This window comes from Streptomyces sp. NPDC097640, from assembly GCF_040302705.1.
Lineage (GTDB): Bacteria > Actinomycetota > Actinomycetes > Streptomycetales > Streptomycetaceae > Streptomyces.
The window spans coordinates 474,086-490,448 of the sequence record NZ_JBEOSB010000001.1; the positions used below are offsets into that span (position 1 = coordinate 474,086).

Genomic DNA, 16,363 nt, shown 5'->3' on the forward strand with positions numbered 1-16,363 from the left:
AAGCCAGGTACTGCGGACCGACCAGCGCCCATGCGACGACGCGCCGGGAACCTGCTCACCGGCAGCGTGGGACCACGATCCAAGGTCATGGATCAGGGAGTGCGAAGCGTGCCGGGAAGATTTTTCGGCAGCGTGATGACCATGTCAATGGCAGCCCGGAACGCGACCGGTGGGGACGCGTCGGGTCGCGGGCGGGCCGCGCCGGTCAGTCGCGGGTGACGCCGCTGATCGCCGTGCGGAGGTCGTTCTCCTCCGGGAGCAGGGGCGGGAGCGGGGTCGCGCTGGCGGGGTTGAGCGAGTCGAAGAGCAGGGCGATGAAGCGTGCCCGCGTGGAGGGCGTGGTGCCGGGGAGCGCGAGGCCGGCGATGCCCATGACGAGGAAGCGCGGGATGTCCTCCGCGGTGAGGTCGGTGCGGATCTCGCCCTGCTCCTGGGCGCGGAGCAGCAAGGGGTGGAGGGAGGTGGTGAAGCGCTGGAGCACGTCCACGGCGACATCGGCGAAGTTGCTGGCGAAGGTGACCAGTCCGCGCTCCTCGGTGATGAGGTCGAGCAGCCGGGTGGCGATGTCCAGGAGGGACTGGCGCGGGTTGCGGAGTGCCGCGGCGTCGGTGATCAGGGGGAGGAGGTCGGTCTCGAGGATGTCGTCCAGGACGGCCCGGACGAGGGCCTCGCGATTGGGGAAGTGCCGGTAGAGCGTGGCGATCCCCACGCCCGCCTCGGTGGCGATCTGCTCCAAGGAGCCCTCGCCGGCGCCGAGAACGGTGCGTCCGGCCGCGATGATGCGCTCCACGCTGGACCGGGCGTCGACCCGGCGGGACCGCTGTGTACGGGGTGCGGCATTCGGCACCTTCGACTCCTCTCGCTCTGAACCGCAGATTACCCAACCCCTCGGGAAGTGATAGCTTCCTATCGCTTTGATAGTAGCCTCTCACTTAGTGAGGAGAGAGTTGTGTCCGTGCTGCTGTACCGGCTGGGGCGTTTCGCCTACGCCAGGCCCTGGTACGTCATCGCCGGCTGGCTGGCGGCGGTGTCCGCCGTGGTGGGTCTGCTCGCGATCAACCCCGTCAAGCTGAGCAACGAGGTGCGCATCGACGGCACCCCGGCGCAGAAGGTCATCGACGATCTGGCGAAGTCCCTGCCCGAGGCATCCGGCGGGCAGGGCATGCTGGTGTTCCGGGCACAGCACGGGACCCGGGTCGACGGCGGGGACAGCCGCACCGCGCTCGTCGCCGCGGTGGACGCGGTCTACCGCCACGACCACGTCGTCGACGCACGCGAGGCCCTCGCCGCAGAGCTGGCCAAGGGCGAGAAGAGTCCCCTGACACGGGCCCAGGCCGCGGTGGCCCGGGCCGTCGGGCAGCTGGGCGGAGGCCGTGCGCCGACGCCGCTACAGGAGGACGGCCGGCCCGTACCAGGGGTCCTCGTCTCGGCGGACGGAACCACCGCCCTGATGCAGTTCCAGTTCGACCAGCAGACCTATGAGCTGCCCTCCGGGACGATCGACAGCGCCGTCCGGGCCGCCGAGCGCCAGGCCGAGCGCGGTCACCTCGACGTTCTGCCGGCGGCGTCGATGATGGAGATACCGGAGATCGTGGGTGTCGGCGAGATCGTCGGCGTCGTCGTGGCGGCCATCGTCCTGCTGGTCACCCTGGGGTCGGTCGTGGCGGCGGGCCTGCCGCTGGTCATCGCCCTGGTCGGCGTCACCCTGGGCGTGGGTGGCGCCTTCACCCTCTCCACCGTTTTCGAGATCCACTCGCTCACCGCCGTACTGGCCCTGATGCTGGGACTCGCCGTCGGCATCGACTACGCCCTGTTCATCGTCAACCGGCAGCGGCGGCTGATCCTGGACGACGGCCTGGACGCGCACGAGGCGGCCGGCCGGGCCATCGGCACCGCGGGCAGCGCGGTCCTGTTCGCCGGCAGCACCGTCATCATCGCCCTGACGGGGCTCCTGGTGGTCGGGATCGCCCTGCTCAACACCATGGCCCTGGTCGCCGCGGCCACGATCGCCATCGCCGTCCTGCTCGCCCTGACCCTGTTGCCCGCCCTCCTGGGCCTGGTCGAGGAGCGCATCTGCTCGGCCAAGGCCCGCCGCAGGGCCCAGCGGCAGGCATCCGCCGCCGCGCACACGCGGGCGAGCCGCTGGGGGTCACGTCTGGTCCGGCACAAGTACTCCGCTCTGGCGGCGGCGTTTCTGATTCCCCTGATCCTCGCGCTGCCCGCCGCCTCCATGAAGCTCGGCCTGCCGTCCGGCGACGGCTACAACTCCGACACCGCGCAGCGCAAGAGCTACGAGGCGGTCAGCGACGCCTTCGGCCCCGGTTTCAACGGACCCCTGATGGCCGTCGCCCGTTCCGCCGACGGCGGACGGCCTCTGACCCCCACCGCGCTCGCCGCGGTCGCCGCCGACCTGAAGGACACCAAGGGCGCCGCAACGGTCTCCCTGGCCGCCATGAACAGCTCCGGCACCACGGCTGTCCTCGGTCTCGTGCCCGGCGACGGACCGAACGACGACGGCACCAAGGCCCTCGTCACCTCCGTGCGGGACAAGAGCGGGCAGATGAGCCGGGAGCACGGCGTCGCCGTCGGAGTCACCGGCTTCACGGCCCTCGCGATCGACGTGTCGGACCGGCTCGCCGACGTCCTGCCCCTCTACGTCGCCACGGTGCTCGGGCTCTCGCTGGTCGTGCTGCTCCTGGTCTTCCGCTCCGTCGTCGTTCCGGTGATGGCCACCCTCGGTTTCGTGCTCAGCATCGCCGCCACCTTCGGGGTGACCACGGCCGTCTTCCAGTGGGGCTGGCTCCAGGCCCTGTTCGGGCTGGACGCGACCGCGCCCGTGGTGAGCCTGCTGCCCATCATCGTCACCGGTGTGCTCTACGGACTGGCCATGGACTACCAGATGTTCCTGGTCACCTCGATGCGCGAGGCCCGCATGCACGGGGCCGACCCGCTCGACGCGACCGTCTCCGGTTTCGCCCACGCGAGTGCCGTTGTCGTCGCCGCGGCGACGATCATGGTCTCGGTCTTCGCCGGGTTCATCTTCAACGCCCAACCCATGATCAAGCAGGCCGGGTTCGCGCTGGCCGTGGGCATCGTCATCGACGCGTTCGTCATCCGTATGACGTTCATTCCGGCCACCATGGCGCTCGCGCGCGAAAGAGCCTGGTGGATCCCCGCGTGGCTGGACCGCGTCCTGCCCGATCTCGATGTCGAAGGCGACAAGCTCACCCAGCGGATCCCGCTCCCCCTTCCCGACGCCTCCCGGCGGCACGACACAACGCTGAAGGCCGAAGCCACCGGCTGATGCCCGGTGTGGTGGGGCGTCAGGCCGCCTGAGGCTGCCCCCGGCCCGGCCGAGCGCGTTGCGCAGTTCGGCCGGGCACCGCTTGTCGGCGTACTCCGCCGCGGTGAGCGACGGCGCCGGGACCTGGCCCAGCGGTCAGAGGCCGGCGAGCAGGCCGTCCAGCGGGGCGGGTACGCGATCGGGGTCGAGGGCCTCGACGAGGACGCGGCCGTAGTGGATCTTGCGCCCCTTCTTCGTGCCGAGGAAGCGCCGCAACTGCTGCTGCGAGGTGCGGCCCCGCTGCGCGGGCTGGCGCAGGAAGGTCTTCAGGGCGCGCAGGTCGCCCTCCCCGCGGACGAGTTCCTCCACCCGAGTCACGCCCAGGGCGCGGATGAGCTCGTCCTCCAGATCCGCCGAGCAGACGAAAAACCCCTGCTGCAAGCCGCGGGCGTAGTAGGGACGCTCCGCCTCGTCGCACAGTCCCGTGAGGCGGAGGTCCAAGCCGGGAGGCCCGAGGAGACGGGCGAAGCGTCCGACGCTCATCGCTCCGCCCATCGGCAGAACACAGACCCCGTCGGCCGCCAGGTTCCGGCCGCGGCGCGCGGCCAGCGCGCCGACCGCCGCGGCGTCGCTCGGCCCTTCGAGCAGGACGACCGCCCGGATGGGCAGCCGCGCGGCCAGCTCGCGCGCGGGGTCGTCGGGGCCACCGGCCGCCCACGCGATGACCGCATCCCGGAACGACCCCATGTCAGCCATGAGACGAGTCTCCGCCCCTTTCCGGCCACCACGCCAGGGAATTTCCACCGGGTAGTCGGGCCGGGTGAACCCCCCACCCGTCAAGCGCGGCCCCGCTCCTGACGTACCCGCCGCACAAGCTCACCCGCGGCCTGCGGCCACTCGGCGTGGTCGAACACGAACCCGGCTTCGAGCAGCCGCCCCGGAACGACCCGGCGGCTCTTGAGCAGGAGTTCGGTGTCGGAACGCAGTGCGAACGCGCCGATCTCGGCCATCCACTTGGTGGCCGGCAGGCCCACCGGGACGCCCCACGCGGTGCGCAGCGCGCTCATGAACGCCCTTTGCGGCAAGGGTGCGGGGGCGGCGAGATTGACCGGTCCGGTGATGTCGTCCCGGTCGATCAGGAATGTGGCCGCGCGGACGAAATCATGGTCGTGTATCCAGGACACGTACTGGGCTCCGCCCGCGACCGGCCCGCCCAGGCCGAGGCGGGCCAGCCACAGCAGGTAGTCGAACACGCCACCGCGATCGGGGCTCATCACCATCGCTGAGCGCAGGGCCACCTTGCGGGTGTGCGGCGTCCGGGCCCGTTGCTGTTCCCGCTCCCAGTTCTTTGCGATCTCGACGCTGAAGTCCCAGTAGCGGGGGACATCGGGTTCGCCGCCGCCGGTCGTTCCGGTTGCCTCGTCGTTGGGTGCGTCGAAGCGGTGGGCATAGATGGTGGCGGTGCTCATCTGGAGCCAGACCCGGGGAGGCCGTCGGGCAGCCGCGATCGCCTCGCCCACGACACGCGCGGAGTCCACACGCGAGTCCATCATGGCCCGGAGGTTCTCCTCGGTGTACCGGCAGCTGACGCTGCGGCCGGCCAGATTGATCACGACATCGCTGCCGTCGATCGTCTCCGCCCAGGGGCCGAGACTTCTGCCGTCCCACCGGAGTTCACCGTCGCGCGTCGGCCGTCGGGTGAGCGCCACGACCTCATGGCCCGCGGCGGTCAGCGCCCGGTTCAGTATGCCGCCCACCTGCCCGGTTCCTCCGGGCAACACGATCTTCACGGTGTTTCCCCCCTCCTGCGCCGCACCGAGCGTACGTTGCTGCCACGAGGCAGGTCGGTGCCGGGGCCGCGCCACGCCGTGCCGTCCGCGGCCGGCGGCGTCCCTGTGGCCCAGTCGGGGGCGCCACAACGCCGGGCTTCTCGCCGCGCGCACCGGGCTCTCATCCGCGCTCGCGGAGGTACGCCTCCAGCTCGGCGGCCCCGGCCAGCATCGCCCGCCCGCGGGCGGACAGCCGGCCGTGCCACTCGTGCAGCGCGGCCTCCAGCGGCTCCAGGCCGCCGGCCGTCCGCACCTGGGCGATCAGCGGGGCGATCTGCTCCAGCAGATAGCCGCCCCGCCTGAGCTGATGGGCCAGCCGGGCGTCCCGTACGTCGGCGGCGTCATAGACGCGGTACCCGGTCAGCGGGTCGCGGCGCGGGCGCACCAGCCCGGCGCGCTCCCATTTGCGCAGCGTCGCGGGCCGGATGCCGAGCTTGCCCGCCAGCGGTCCGATGAACGTGCCGCCGGCCTCGGACACCGCCGTGTCGGGTTCGGGCGCCGCGGTGGGCTCCAGGTCGCGGAGGGCGCTCTCCACGGCCTGGAGTGTCCGCCGGTCGTCGAGCAGCTGGGCATGGCTCTCGTCGATGAGGTGGAACGCCTCATCGACCGCGCCCTCGTTCACGGCGCGCATGATCGCCGTCGCCGTCTGGTGGCCGTGGCCGGGCACCAGGGCGAGAAACGCACCCAGGGCCCCCGCGTGCAACGAGGTATAGGTGCGGTAGCCGTGGGGTGTGCGATCGGCGGCCGGAAGGATGCCGGCCTCCTCGTAGTTCCTGATCGCCTGCGTGGACAGACCGTGCCCGCGCGCCAGATCAACGGGCCTGAGCCGTTCGCCGTTTTGAAGGTTTCGTCCCATGGGGGCGAACGATATCGCGGCGGCATCGCGCAAAAGTTTCAACCGGTGGTTCAACGATACCGTGGAAGGCATGGCTACTGACATCAAGGACACCACCCATGCCGTCGCGGCCGCCGCCGTCATGGGCCTGCTCCCGGCCCGACCGCGGTTGCTCGCCCTGGGCGAGCCCACCCACGGCGAGGACACTCTGCTCGACGTGCGCAACGACCTCTTCCGGCAACTCGTCGAACAGGAGGGGTACCGGACGATCGCGATCGAGAGCGACTGCCTGATGGGCCTGGTCGTGGACGACTACGTCACCTCGGGCCAGGGCACCCTCGACGAGGCCATGGAGCGCGGATTCAGCCATGGGTTCGGGGAGTCCGCGGCCAACCGCGAACTCGTGCGCTGGATCAGGGCGTACAACGACGGCCGGCCCGCGTCCGAGCAACTCCGCTTCGCCGGGATCGACGGCCCGCTGGAGATCACCGGCGCCGCGAGCCCCCGGCAGGCCCTCATCGCACTCCACGGCCACCTCTCGGCCCGGGTGGACGCGGACCTGCTCCCCTGCACCGCGGAAACGCTCGACCGTCTGCTCGGCGCCGACGACCGGTGGACCAATCCCGACGCGATGATGGACCCGGCCCAGTCCGTGGGGCGGTCCGCCGAGGCCACGGAGCTGCGGCTGTTCGCCGACGACCTGGTGGCGCTGTTCGACGAGCAGACACCCCATCTGCTCGCGGCGACCTCGCGGGACGACTGGGACCGGGCGCGGCTGTACGGGCGCACCGCCACCGGCCTGCTGCGCTACCACTACTGGATGGCCGACACCTCACCTGGCCGGATGACGCGGCTGCTGGGCCTGCGGGACTCGATGATGGCCGAGAACCTCCTCGCCCTCACCCGGCGGGGCCCGGTGCTGGTCTTCGCCCACAACAGCCACCTCCAGCGGGACAAGAGCTCGATGCGCATGTGGGACCAGCCGCCGCTGGAGTGGTGGAGCGCGGGCGCGCTCGTGAGCTCCCACCTGGGCGACGCCTATGCCTTTCTGGCCACGGCTCTCGGCACGATCCGGCACCGGGGAGTGGACACCCCGCCGCCGGACACCGTCGAAGGACTCCTGTACGCGCTCCCGGAGGACCGCTGCGTCATCGACCCCTCCCGGCTGGCCACCGCCCTCGGCGACCCGCAACCCGCGCCCCGCGTGTCGCCCTGGTTCGGCTACGCCCCGCTCGACCCGGCCCACCTGGCGGGAATCGACGGGCTCGTGTTCATCAAGGACGTTCCGCAGAGCTAGCGCCACCATCAACGCTCCCGCGCGCTCGGTTTCTTGAGCCGCAGTCAGGGTGGCGGGGCGCCGACACATTCAGGGGTCATATGACGCGAATAACGATCTCGTAAGACTCAACCGCTACTACCGGTAAGGGCTTGCTGCTCCTGGCCGAAAACAGCCTCAATATCTGCCGTGTCCATGGAAATTGGGGAGGGCGTGGATGAACGGCACGATCGACGGTTTCAGCTACGGACTGGTGACACCGGTGGCCGCCTATGTGATGGCCTGCCTGGGGTCGGCACTGGGCCTGCGCTGCGTCGTGCGCACGGTGCACCGTAGTCCCGGATGGAGACCGGGGTGGCTTGCTCTGGGAGCCGCGTCTCTGGGCTGTGGCATCTGGACGATGCACTTCATCGCCATGACCGGATTCTCCGTGCGCCAGACGCCCGTCACCTACGACGTGCCGCTGACCGTGCTCAGTCTGATGGTCGCGATCGTGGTGGTCTCCGCGGGCGTGTTCATCGTCGGCTACCGCGGTGCCGCCCCGGCCACTCTCACCGTGGCCGGAACCATCACCGGGCTGGGCGTCGCGGCCATGCACTACCTCGGGATGTCCGCGATGCGGCTCAACGGCGTCATCCGCTACGACGCGGTCGCCGTGGCCCTCTCGGTGGTCATCGCCCTCGTCGCCGCGACGGCGGCGCTGTGGGCCGCGGTGTCCGTCCGCGGCTTCCTGCGCTCCCTCGGCGCCAGCCTGGTGATGGGCCTCGCCGTCTCCGGCATGCACTACACCGGCATGGCCGCCGTGAGTGTCCACCTCCACTCCGATACGACACAGGCGGCCACTGGCCCGTCCGGAGTCTCTCTGCTGCTGCCCATGCTGCTGGGCCCGGTCATCTTCCTGATCCTGGCCGGCGCCGTCGTCATGTTCGACCCGGTCCTGATCCTCGGTGACGGCGAATGGAACAGCCAGGCCTCCCGGTCCGGCCCGGCCGGCTCCGGCCCCGTCGGCTCCGGGCGGGGCACATATTCGATGGACAGCACTCACGCGACAAGCGAGCCTTGGCGGAATGCAGCAGGAGAACATCTGGGACGCTGAGACCGCCCAGCGCTATGACACGCCCGGATCCGGCATGTTCGCCCCCGAGATCCTGGGACCGACCGTGGACCGCCTCGCCCGGCTCGCAGGGGAGGGCGAGGCGCTCGAGTTCGCCATCGGCACCGGCCGGGTGGCCATCCCGCTCGCCGAGCGCGGAGTCCCCGTCACCGGCATCGAGCTGTCGCGGCCGATGGTGGAGCGACTGCGTACCAAGGTGGACGAGGCGACGCTCCCCGTGATCATGGGGGACATGGCGACCACCGCCGCCCCGGGCGAGTACACCCTGGTCTACCTCGTCTACAACACCATCTCCAACCTGCTCACCCAGGCCGAGCAGGTCGAGTGTTTCCGCAACGCCGCCCGCCACCTCGCGCCCGGCGGCCGGTTCGTGATCGAGCTCTGGGTACCCGAGCTGCGCAAGCTCCCACCGGGCCAGACGGCCACCGTCTGGCACTCCGACCCCGGGTACATCGGTCTGGACACCTACGACGTGCTGAACCAGCAGGTCGTATCGCACCACTTCCGAATCGACGAGACCAGGCAGGCAGAGCTGTCCCGCAGCCCCCACCGCTACATCTGGCCGGCCGAGCTCGACCTCATGGCTCAGCTGGCCGGATTCGAGCTGGAGGCCAGGCACGCGGACTGGGACGGCGCCGAATTCACCGCCGAGTCGCGTTCTCATGTCTCCGTCTACCGAATCCCGTCGGCACACTGACGCCCGCCGCGTCAGTCGTACGCCTTCAGACACAGCAGCGTCGCGCCGTCGTCCACCTTCGTGGACCAGTACGTGTTCATGTCGTACTGCCCATGGCGGCAGACCTCGGTGCCGGTGCTCGCGTTCGCCCGGTAGATGTCCGTGACGACCAGGATCTCGTTGTACGCGACGGGGACCCTCCGGTCCGTGCAGTTCGGGGACGACAGCATCGCGATGCTGCTGATGTTGTTGCCCTCGTGCTTGGCGAGCAGGCAGTCACCCTGGCGGTACTGGCCGGTGAGGCACAGCGCGGTCCGCTCGCCGCTGCTGGTGGAGTAGTACGACCAGGTGGCCTTGGCCACGCCGGACGGGCAGTCGTCGGCGGTGCCGGTGACCTTCACCCGCGTTCCGTAGCCGCAGGACGTCGTGTTCGGCTTCTCCTCGCTCCAGTCGTACTTGGTCAGTCCGCCGTAGCCGGTGTCGACCACGTCCAGGCAGTCCCCGGACGAGACGGCCTTGAAGGCCTCTTCGGTGGGGTCGGGCTCTGGCTCGGGGGAGGTGGTCTCCGGTTCGGGTTCGGGCTCGGTGTCATCGGAGCCGCCGCTTGACGAGCTTGACGAGCTTGACGAGCTTGACGAGCTCGACGAGCTCGATGAACTGGAGGAGCTTGAGGAACTGTCGGTCTCGGTGTCGTCGGTGCCGAGGCCGCTGGTGCCGCCCCCGCTGCTGGAGAGGGTGAAACGCGGGGTGGGGCTGCTCGCCGGGGTGTCGTCGTCCTTCTTGTCCCAGGGCTGCCAGATCAGGGCTCCGATGATGAGCGCGACCACGAGCAGACCGCCCCAGCCTTCGGAGGAACCCGAATTCTTGGCGGGTTGCTTGGCGGCGGTCTCGGTCTTCTCGCGCGCTATGCGCTCGCGTTCCTTGCGCTGGCTCTCCTTCCGCTCGCGTTCCTTCTGCTCCCTCTGCTCCTTCTTCTTCCGCTCCTGTTCCTTGCGCTCCCGCTCCCTGCGTTCCGCGTCTTCCTTCCGCGCCTGTTCCCTGCGCCTGTGCTCCTCCTCTTCCTGGCGCGCGAGCTCCCGCGCCTCCGCCTCCGCCCGCTCCTCGGCCTGCGCCTGCACCAAGGCGTCCCGCTGCTTGCGCAGGGCCTCCAGCTGCTCGCGCATCTCGCTGACCGCCTCGTGCGCCCCGCCCGGAGCGCCCTCGGACTTCACCTGAGTCGGCGCTTCGGCCGCCTCGAAGTCCAGGGCTCGGTCACGCAGTTGACGCCCCTGCTCCGCGTACTCCTCGATCAGCGCGGTCCACGCCTGCGGCAGCCACCGCTCGGCGCCCTGGTCCGCAGCGGACTGGTCGAGGCCGGCGAGGACGTCCCGCAGCACGTCGGACGGAGCGGGGCGCCGCTCGGGGGCGAGCTCCAGCAGGGGGAGGATCAGCGGTTCCAGCTCCGCCGGCAGCCCGCTGGTGTCGAGCTCGGCGCGCTGGACGAGGGCGAGGACCCCGAAGTAGTGGTCGGTCTGCTCGTACGGCGGGCGGCCGACCGCGAGGAAGAAGAGCGTGGCGCCCAGGGAGTACATGTCGGACGCGGCGGTGGACTTCTTGCCGCACGCCTGTTCCGGCGATGTGAACGCGAAGGTGCCGATGGTCGTCGTCGAGCTGGTGTGGTCGTGGGCGTGCGAGATGCCGAAGTCGATGAGGCGGGGGCGGTCCTGGGGGAGCAGTATGTTCAGGGGTTTGATGTCCCGGTGGACGACGCCCAGACCGTGCAGCTCGACCAGCGCCCGCGCGGCCCCGGCCGCGACCCAGCGCACCGCGCCGGCGGGCAGTGTCCCGGCGCTGACGACGAGTTCGGCCAGGCTGGGCGCCGGAATGAACTCGATGGCGAGCCACGGGCGTTCCGCCTTCGCGTTGGCGTCGAGCACGGTGGCGGTGTACGCGCTGTCGACCCGCCCGGCCAGCTCCACCTCGCGGGCGAACCGCTCGCGGTCCGGCCGGCTCACCATCCCTTCGGCGAGGAGCGTCTTGACCGCGACGAGCCCGTGGTCCACCACGGTTCCGGTGGGCCCGGCCGGGCTCGCGGGGGTCCCGGGGGCCTCCTGCCGGGCGAGGTAGATACGGCCCATGCCACCGGTGGCGATCCGCCGCAACAGGCGGTAGGGCCCGAGCCGCCGCGGATCGTTGGATTCGAGCGAATAGAGCTTCATTCCGCCCATGCGATGTCACTTCCCATGTGCGTCCCCCGTCTGTGCTGTTGTCCGGATGCGACTCGTACGCCTGAGTGCTCGTCCGATTCCGTGATCAAACTTGTGCCAGGGTAGAGGCAGTCATCGCCAACAGTACGTTTCGAGTGGGATCCGGCCGCGCCTCGTCAGGGGATGGTGAACCGCGACTCCGGGCGCTCCCAGGCCACCCTCGGCAGCGACGGAGCGACCGTCCCGACCCGCGTGGCGCCCAAGCGCCGGTAGAACCCGTCGGCCGGGGGATGGGCAACCCCGCGCACGCTCGGCAGACCGGCTTCCCCGGCCTGGCCGATCATGTGCTCGATCAGAAGGCGGCCGACGCCCGTCCCCTGCGCTTTCTATGACAGTTCCAGTCCGAGGGCCGTGCGGAGCGCCGCCGGAGCGTGGCCGGGACGGGTGGCCAGTTCCTCGAACTCGGTGATGTCGTCGAGTTCGGTGCCCATCGAGACGTTGGTGACGCGCTCGAGGATGACCTCGACGACCACCGGCACCCGGTGCTCGGCCATCAGCTTCTTGGCCTCGGCCAGAGCGGGCGCGATGCGGTCGGGTTCGAAGACGCGGATGGCCTTGCAGCCCAGCCCTTCGGCGACCTTGACGTGGTCGACGCCGTAGCCGCCGACCTCGGGGGCGTTGATGTTGTCGAAGGACAGCTGGACGCAGTAGTCCAACGGCTCCAGCAGGACCGTGCCGCCGACGCGCTCCGCGGCCCTGGCTGCCAGCGCCAGGTGCTCCACCGCCAGGTCGTCCTGTTCCGCCGGAGGGATGCCGTCGATCCGGTTGCCGTACGGGGCGTTGAACGACCGGCACCCCAACTGCTCGCCGATCGCCACGGTGGCATTGATGTTGTCGCGGAACTCCGCCGCCCGGGCCGGCCAGGACACCAGGCCACGGTCGCCCGCGGGCATGTCCCCGGCGAAGAAGTTCAGCCCCGTCAGCCGCACACCGGCGTCACGCACCGCCCGGACGAAGGCGTCGGCCTCCGCGTCCGTCGGCACGGCCGTCGCGTAGGGCCACCAGTACTCGACCGCGTCGAACCCCGCGGCCCTGGCGGCGCCCGGACGCTCCAGCAGCGGCAGCTCGGTGAACAGGATCGACAGATTGACGGTGCAGGGAAGTCGGTGCTTCATCAGTTCTCCCGGCTGAGGGTCACCCATGCAACTTCTGAGATGCGGATAGTATTTTCTGCATCGCGGAATAACAACCCCTCGTTTGTCCGAACACGCAAAGCCTTGACAGGCCTTCGGGGTGGATCTATACATCTGCCAATCGAAAACTTGATTCCGCATGGCGAAAGATGGGCCCCGTCTGGTCAGTTGGCGAGGCCCTGGTGCAGCGGTGTACGGCCCGGCTCAGGAGGTTCTCGACGTGAAACCCATCCATCTGCTCGGCGCGATCCCGTTCCTCGGGATCCTCGGGGGAATCTTCTTCGCGAACCGGGTGACGCCCTACGTCCTCGGTATGCCGTTCATCCTCTTCTGGCTGGTCATGTGGGTCGTTCTGATCTCGGTGACCATGGCCGTCATCTACCGGCTGGACCCGGCGAACCGGGAGGAGCGGAACTCATGATCGCCCTCGCCGTCATCTTCGCCTTCCTCCTCGCGGCCCTGGGCCTGGGGCTGCGCGCCCGCCGCGGCCGGGACATGGATCTCGAACAGTGGTCGGTGGGCGGCCGCGGCTTCGGGACGGTCTTCGTCTTCCTGCTGCTGGCCGGCGAGATCTACACGACCTTCACCTTCCTCGGCGCCTCGGGATGGGCCTACGGCAAGGGCGCACCCGCCTACTACATCCTCTGTTACGCCTCGCTCGCCTACGTCCTGTCGTACTGGCTGCTGCCGGCCGTGTGGCGCTACGCCAAGCAGCACCGGCTGATCTCGCAGTCCGACTTCTTCGTCGCCAAGTACGACAGCCCGCTGCTCGGCGCGCTGGTGGCCCTCGTCGGGGTCGTCGCGATGGTGCCCTACCTCGTCCTCCAGCTGAAGGGGCTGGGGATCATCGTGTCCGTCTCCTCCGACGGCCGTATCTCCTCCCATTGGGCCATCGTGATCGGCACGGTCGCGCTGACCCTCTATGTGACGGTCTCGGGCATCCACGGCTCGGCCTGGACCTCGGTGCTCAAGGACGTCGCCATCCTCGCGGTCGTCCTCATCCTGGGCATCTATCTGCCGTGGCACTACTACGGCGGCGTCGGGGAGATGTTCCGAGCGGTGGACGAGGCCCATCCCCAGCTCCTCACCCTGCCCTCCAGCGGCATGAGCACCTCGTGGTTCGCGTCCACCGTGCTGCTCTCGGCGGTCGGCTTCTACATGTGGCCGCACACCTTCAGCGCCTCCTACAGCGCCCAGAACGAACGAGTCTTCCGCCGCAACGCCATCTTCATGCCGCTCTATCAGCTCATCCTGCTCTTCGTCTTCTTCGTCGGCTTCACCGCCATCCTGGTCGTGCCCGGCCTCAAGGGCGCCGACGCGGATCTGTCCCTGCTGCGCATCACCACCGCCACCTTCCCCTCGTGGTTCGTCGGCATCGTCGGCGGCGCCGGACTGCTCACCGCGCTGGTCCCAGGCTCGCTGCTGCTCATGAGCTCCGCGACCTGCCTGGCGAAGAACGTCTACCGCCTCGCCCGGCCCCACACCAGCGAGCAGCACATCGGCCGCCTCGCGCAACTGCTCGTGCCGGCCCTCGCCCTGATCTCCCTCTACTTCACCTTCAACGGCGGCAGCTCGATCGTCTCGCTGCTGCTCATGGGCTACGCCCTGGTCACCCAGCTCTTCCCCGCGCTGCTGGCGAGCCTCGCGCCACGGCGGATCGTCACCAAACAGGGAGCGGCCGCGGGCATCGTCGTCGGGGTCGCCACGGTCGCCGTCGTCACCCTCTCCGGCGTCACGGTGGGCAGCCTGCTACCGGGGCTTCCCCAGGCGGTGAAGGACCTCAACGTGGGCGTCATCGCCCTCGCCCTCAACGCCGTGGTGATGGTGGCCGTCTCCGCCGCCACCCGCGTCCCGGACGGTGCGGAACTCCCGTCATCCCGGGGCCGCTTCGAGCGGACAGGCGCCGCGGCACCGTACAAGGGCGATCGCTGATCGGCTGACGGCCCAGCGGCGGCGGCCAACGCGCCATGTCATGGAAATACGGGCAGGGCCACGAATTTCCCATCGGTTCACCCATGGCTGATGTCGTCGGATTCGTTGGCATCTACACCCGCCCCCCTCGGGCGTCCCAAGGAGCTGCTTCCATGCACAGACCTTCGCGTCGTCATCTCACGATCGGCACCGCCGTGGTCACCGCGACCGCGGCCGCCGTGGCCGTCACCGCCGCCGCCGGTGCCTCCGACAGCAAGACGCAGGCCGAGAACGCGATCAAGGGCGGAAAGGCGAAGAACGTCATCCTGCTGATCGGTGACGGCATGGGCGACTCGGAGATCACGCTCGCCCGTGACTACACGGTGGGCGCGAACGGCCGCCTGAACATGGACAAGTTCCCGCTCACCGGCGCCTACACCACGTACGCGGTGCACGCGGACGGCACCCCGGACTACGTCACCGACTCCGCCGCCAGCGGCACCGGCTGGGCGACCGGCGTGAAGACGGTCAACGGCCGCATCTCCAAGACGCCGGACACCGACAAGGCCGTCCCCACCATCCTGGAGCAGGCGCAGAAGAACGGCTACGCCACCGGCAGCGTCACCACCTCCGAGCTCACCGACGCCACCCCGGCCGTGCTCGCCTCCCATGTCACCGACCGCTCCTGTCAGGGCCCGGCCGACATGGCCAAGTGCCCCACCGACACCATCGCGAAGGGCGGCCCCGGCTCGATCGCCGAGCAGTCCGTCAGCCACAAGGTCGACGTCCTCATCGGCGGTGGCAAGCAGCGGTTCGACCAGAAGATCACCGACGGTGCCTACAAGGGCCAGACCGTCACCGAGCAGGCACAGAAGCTGGGCTACCAGGTGGTCACCGACTCCGCCGGCCTGAAGAGCGCGAAGGCGGGCAAGCCGGTGCTGGGCCTGCTCTCCTCCGGCAACGTGCCCACCGAATGGACCGGCAAGGCGGCCGCCGTCGGTGGCACGGACCCGCAGCGGTGTTTGACCTCCAACCCCAACCGCCCGTCGACCACGCCGAGCCTGGCCGACTCCGCCACCAAGGCGATCGACCTGCTGGAGGCCAAGCAGAAGGGCTCGGGGAAGGGCTTCTTCCTCCAGATCGAGGGCGCCTCCATCGACAAGCAGGACCACGCGGCCGACCCGTGCGGCCAGATCGGCGAGACCGCCGCCTTCGACCGTGCGGTGAAGGTGGCCCGCGACTACGCGGCCAAGCACCCCGACACCCTCGTCGTCACCACCGCCGACCACGGCCACACCAGCCAGATCGTCCCGCTGGAGGCCACCCCGCCCGGCCTGTCCTCCACCCTGGTCACCGACGAGGGCCAGCAGCTCAAGGTCAACTACTCGACCAACACGCCGGGCCAGTCCCAGGAGCACACCGGCACCCAGGTCCGCATCGCCGCCCAGGGCCCGCTGGCCTACCGGGTGCTCGGCGTGACCAACCAGACCGACCTGTTCGGCACCCTCCGCGAGGCGCTGCGCCTGCGCTGACCGCACACACCTGGAAGGGGAGGCCGATCACGGCCTCCCCTTCGTCGTGAGTTCCTCGTGGGCCAGGTCGCCTGCGCGGCGAGTTCCTCGCAGAAGTCGTCCGGATGCGCCTCCAGGTTCAGGGCGATGCCCTCCCGCTCGAACAGCGGCAGCAGTTCGTCCAAGGAGCGCCAGAAGGCCGCCGCGTTCTCCGCGCCTCGCTCCGGACGGCCGTTGAACTCCGAGTTCATCAGCAGACATTCCAGGTCCGCGGTGATCTCGATCAGGCGCTTCCAGTAGCGGACACCGAGCGGCAACCTCTTCAGCTCGGCGATCCGCTCGTCGTCCGCGCGCGGGCGCAGGAAGAACGGCATGAAGTCGTCGCGCGGCGACAGCTCGATGTACTCACAGCCGAGCCCGGCCACCGTGCGCACCATGTCGTCGAGCGGCCGGGCGCGGAACATGTACGGCGAAGGCGTCCGCGAACCGGCCCTTCCAGTCCTGCGGGACCGCCGTGCCGTGCGCTCCGGCGGTACGGACCCCGACGGC

The 16,363-nt window shown here is 69.9% G+C and carries 14 protein-coding genes and 1 pseudogene; 7 read left to right on the forward strand and 8 right to left on the reverse strand.

All coding sequences use genetic code 11. From position 1 onward, the window contains the following. Positions 1-205: 205 nt before the first annotated feature. The gene (locus tag ABTY62_RS01505; protein ID WP_352127285.1) at positions 206-847 is read right to left on the reverse strand and encodes a TetR/AcrR family transcriptional regulator; all 642 of its coding nucleotides are present in this window, start codon (positions 845-847) and stop codon (positions 206-208) included. Between the two features lie 102 nt (positions 848-949). Between ABTY62_RS01505 and ABTY62_RS01510 the strand changes: the two genes are divergently transcribed. Beyond that, positions 950-3,304 carry an MMPL family transporter gene (locus ABTY62_RS01510; protein WP_352127286.1) on the forward strand — a complete coding sequence of 785 codons (2,355 nt, stop codon included), beginning with the start codon at positions 950-952 and terminating at the stop codon, positions 3,302-3,304. Positions 3,305-3,439: 135 nt separating this feature from the next. On the opposite strand, the gene ABTY62_RS01515 is transcribed toward ABTY62_RS01510, so the two are convergent. The 3 genes from ABTY62_RS01515 to ABTY62_RS01525 form a co-directional block, all read right to left on the reverse strand. Further along, positions 3,440-4,039, reverse strand: coding sequence for a TOPRIM nucleotidyl transferase/hydrolase domain-containing protein (locus ABTY62_RS01515; RefSeq protein ID WP_352127287.1), 600 nt, complete (start codon positions 4,037-4,039; stop codon positions 3,440-3,442). An 80-nt stretch (positions 4,040-4,119) separates the two neighbouring features. Beyond that, the gene (locus tag ABTY62_RS01520; RefSeq protein WP_352127288.1) at positions 4,120-5,073 is read right to left on the reverse strand and encodes a TIGR01777 family oxidoreductase; all 954 of its coding nucleotides are present in this window, start codon (positions 5,071-5,073) and stop codon (positions 4,120-4,122) included. Positions 5,074-5,233: 160 nt separating this feature from the next. After that, positions 5,234-5,968: a TioE family transcriptional regulator gene (locus ABTY62_RS01525; RefSeq protein WP_352127289.1), complete on the reverse strand. Its 735-nt coding sequence runs from the start codon at positions 5,966-5,968 to the stop codon at positions 5,234-5,236. Positions 5,969-6,038: 70 nt separating this feature from the next. Here ABTY62_RS01525 and ABTY62_RS01530 point away from each other — a divergent pair, with 70 nt between their 5' ends. From ABTY62_RS01530 to ABTY62_RS01540, 3 genes are all read left to right on the forward strand, one after another. Next, positions 6,039-7,244, forward strand: coding sequence for an erythromycin esterase family protein (locus tag ABTY62_RS01530; RefSeq protein WP_352127290.1), 1,206 nt, complete (start codon positions 6,039-6,041; stop codon positions 7,242-7,244). 196 nt (positions 7,245-7,440) lie between these two features. Next, the gene (locus ABTY62_RS01535) at positions 7,441-8,319 is read left to right on the forward strand and encodes an MHYT domain-containing protein (protein ID WP_352127291.1); all 879 of its coding nucleotides are present in this window, start codon (positions 7,441-7,443) and stop codon (positions 8,317-8,319) included. After that, complete coding sequence (locus ABTY62_RS01540; protein WP_352127292.1) at positions 8,291-9,034, forward strand: class I SAM-dependent DNA methyltransferase; 744 nt, start codon at positions 8,291-8,293, stop codon at positions 9,032-9,034. Before ABTY62_RS01535 ends, ABTY62_RS01540 begins: the two co-directional genes overlap by 29 nt. Positions 9,035-9,045: 11 nt before the next feature. On the opposite strand, the gene ABTY62_RS01545 is transcribed toward ABTY62_RS01540, so the two are convergent. From ABTY62_RS01545 to ABTY62_RS01555, 3 genes are all read right to left on the reverse strand, one after another. Beyond that, positions 9,046-11,211 (reverse strand): protein kinase domain-containing protein, encoded by a 2,166-nt coding sequence (locus ABTY62_RS01545; protein ID WP_352127293.1) that lies wholly within the window; start codon positions 11,209-11,211, stop codon positions 9,046-9,048. 164 nt (positions 11,212-11,375) lie between these two features. Then, on the reverse strand, positions 11,376-11,543 hold the full coding sequence (locus ABTY62_RS01550) for a hypothetical protein (protein ID WP_352127294.1): 168 nt from the start codon (positions 11,541-11,543) through the stop codon (positions 11,376-11,378). A gap of 42 nt (positions 11,544-11,585) precedes the next feature. Continuing rightward, complete coding sequence (locus ABTY62_RS01555; RefSeq protein WP_352127295.1) at positions 11,586-12,374, reverse strand: TIM barrel protein; 789 nt, start codon at positions 12,372-12,374, stop codon at positions 11,586-11,588. Positions 12,375-12,612: 238 nt separating this feature from the next. Between ABTY62_RS01555 and ABTY62_RS01560 the strand changes: the two genes are divergently transcribed. The 3 genes from ABTY62_RS01560 (at position 12,613) to ABTY62_RS01570 (ending at position 15,835) form a co-directional block, all read left to right on the forward strand. Then, positions 12,613-12,813 carry a DUF3311 domain-containing protein gene (locus ABTY62_RS01560; protein WP_352127296.1) on the forward strand — a complete coding sequence of 67 codons (201 nt, stop codon included), beginning with the start codon at positions 12,613-12,615 and terminating at the stop codon, positions 12,811-12,813. Then, positions 12,810-14,324, forward strand: a complete 1,515-nt coding sequence (locus ABTY62_RS01565) for a sodium:solute symporter family protein (protein WP_352127297.1) — start codon at positions 12,810-12,812, stop codon at positions 14,322-14,324. Before ABTY62_RS01560 ends, ABTY62_RS01565 begins: the two co-directional genes overlap by 4 nt. Before the next feature lie 152 nt (positions 14,325-14,476). Next, positions 14,477-15,835, forward strand: coding sequence for an alkaline phosphatase (locus ABTY62_RS01570; protein WP_352127298.1), 1,359 nt, complete (start codon positions 14,477-14,479; stop codon positions 15,833-15,835). 83 nt (positions 15,836-15,918) lie between these two features. Here ABTY62_RS01570 and ABTY62_RS01575 read toward each other — a convergent pair. Beyond that, a pseudogene (locus ABTY62_RS01575) lies at positions 15,919-16,278 on the reverse strand (TIM barrel protein); the annotation flags it as partial. Positions 16,279-16,363 lie beyond the last annotated feature (85 nt).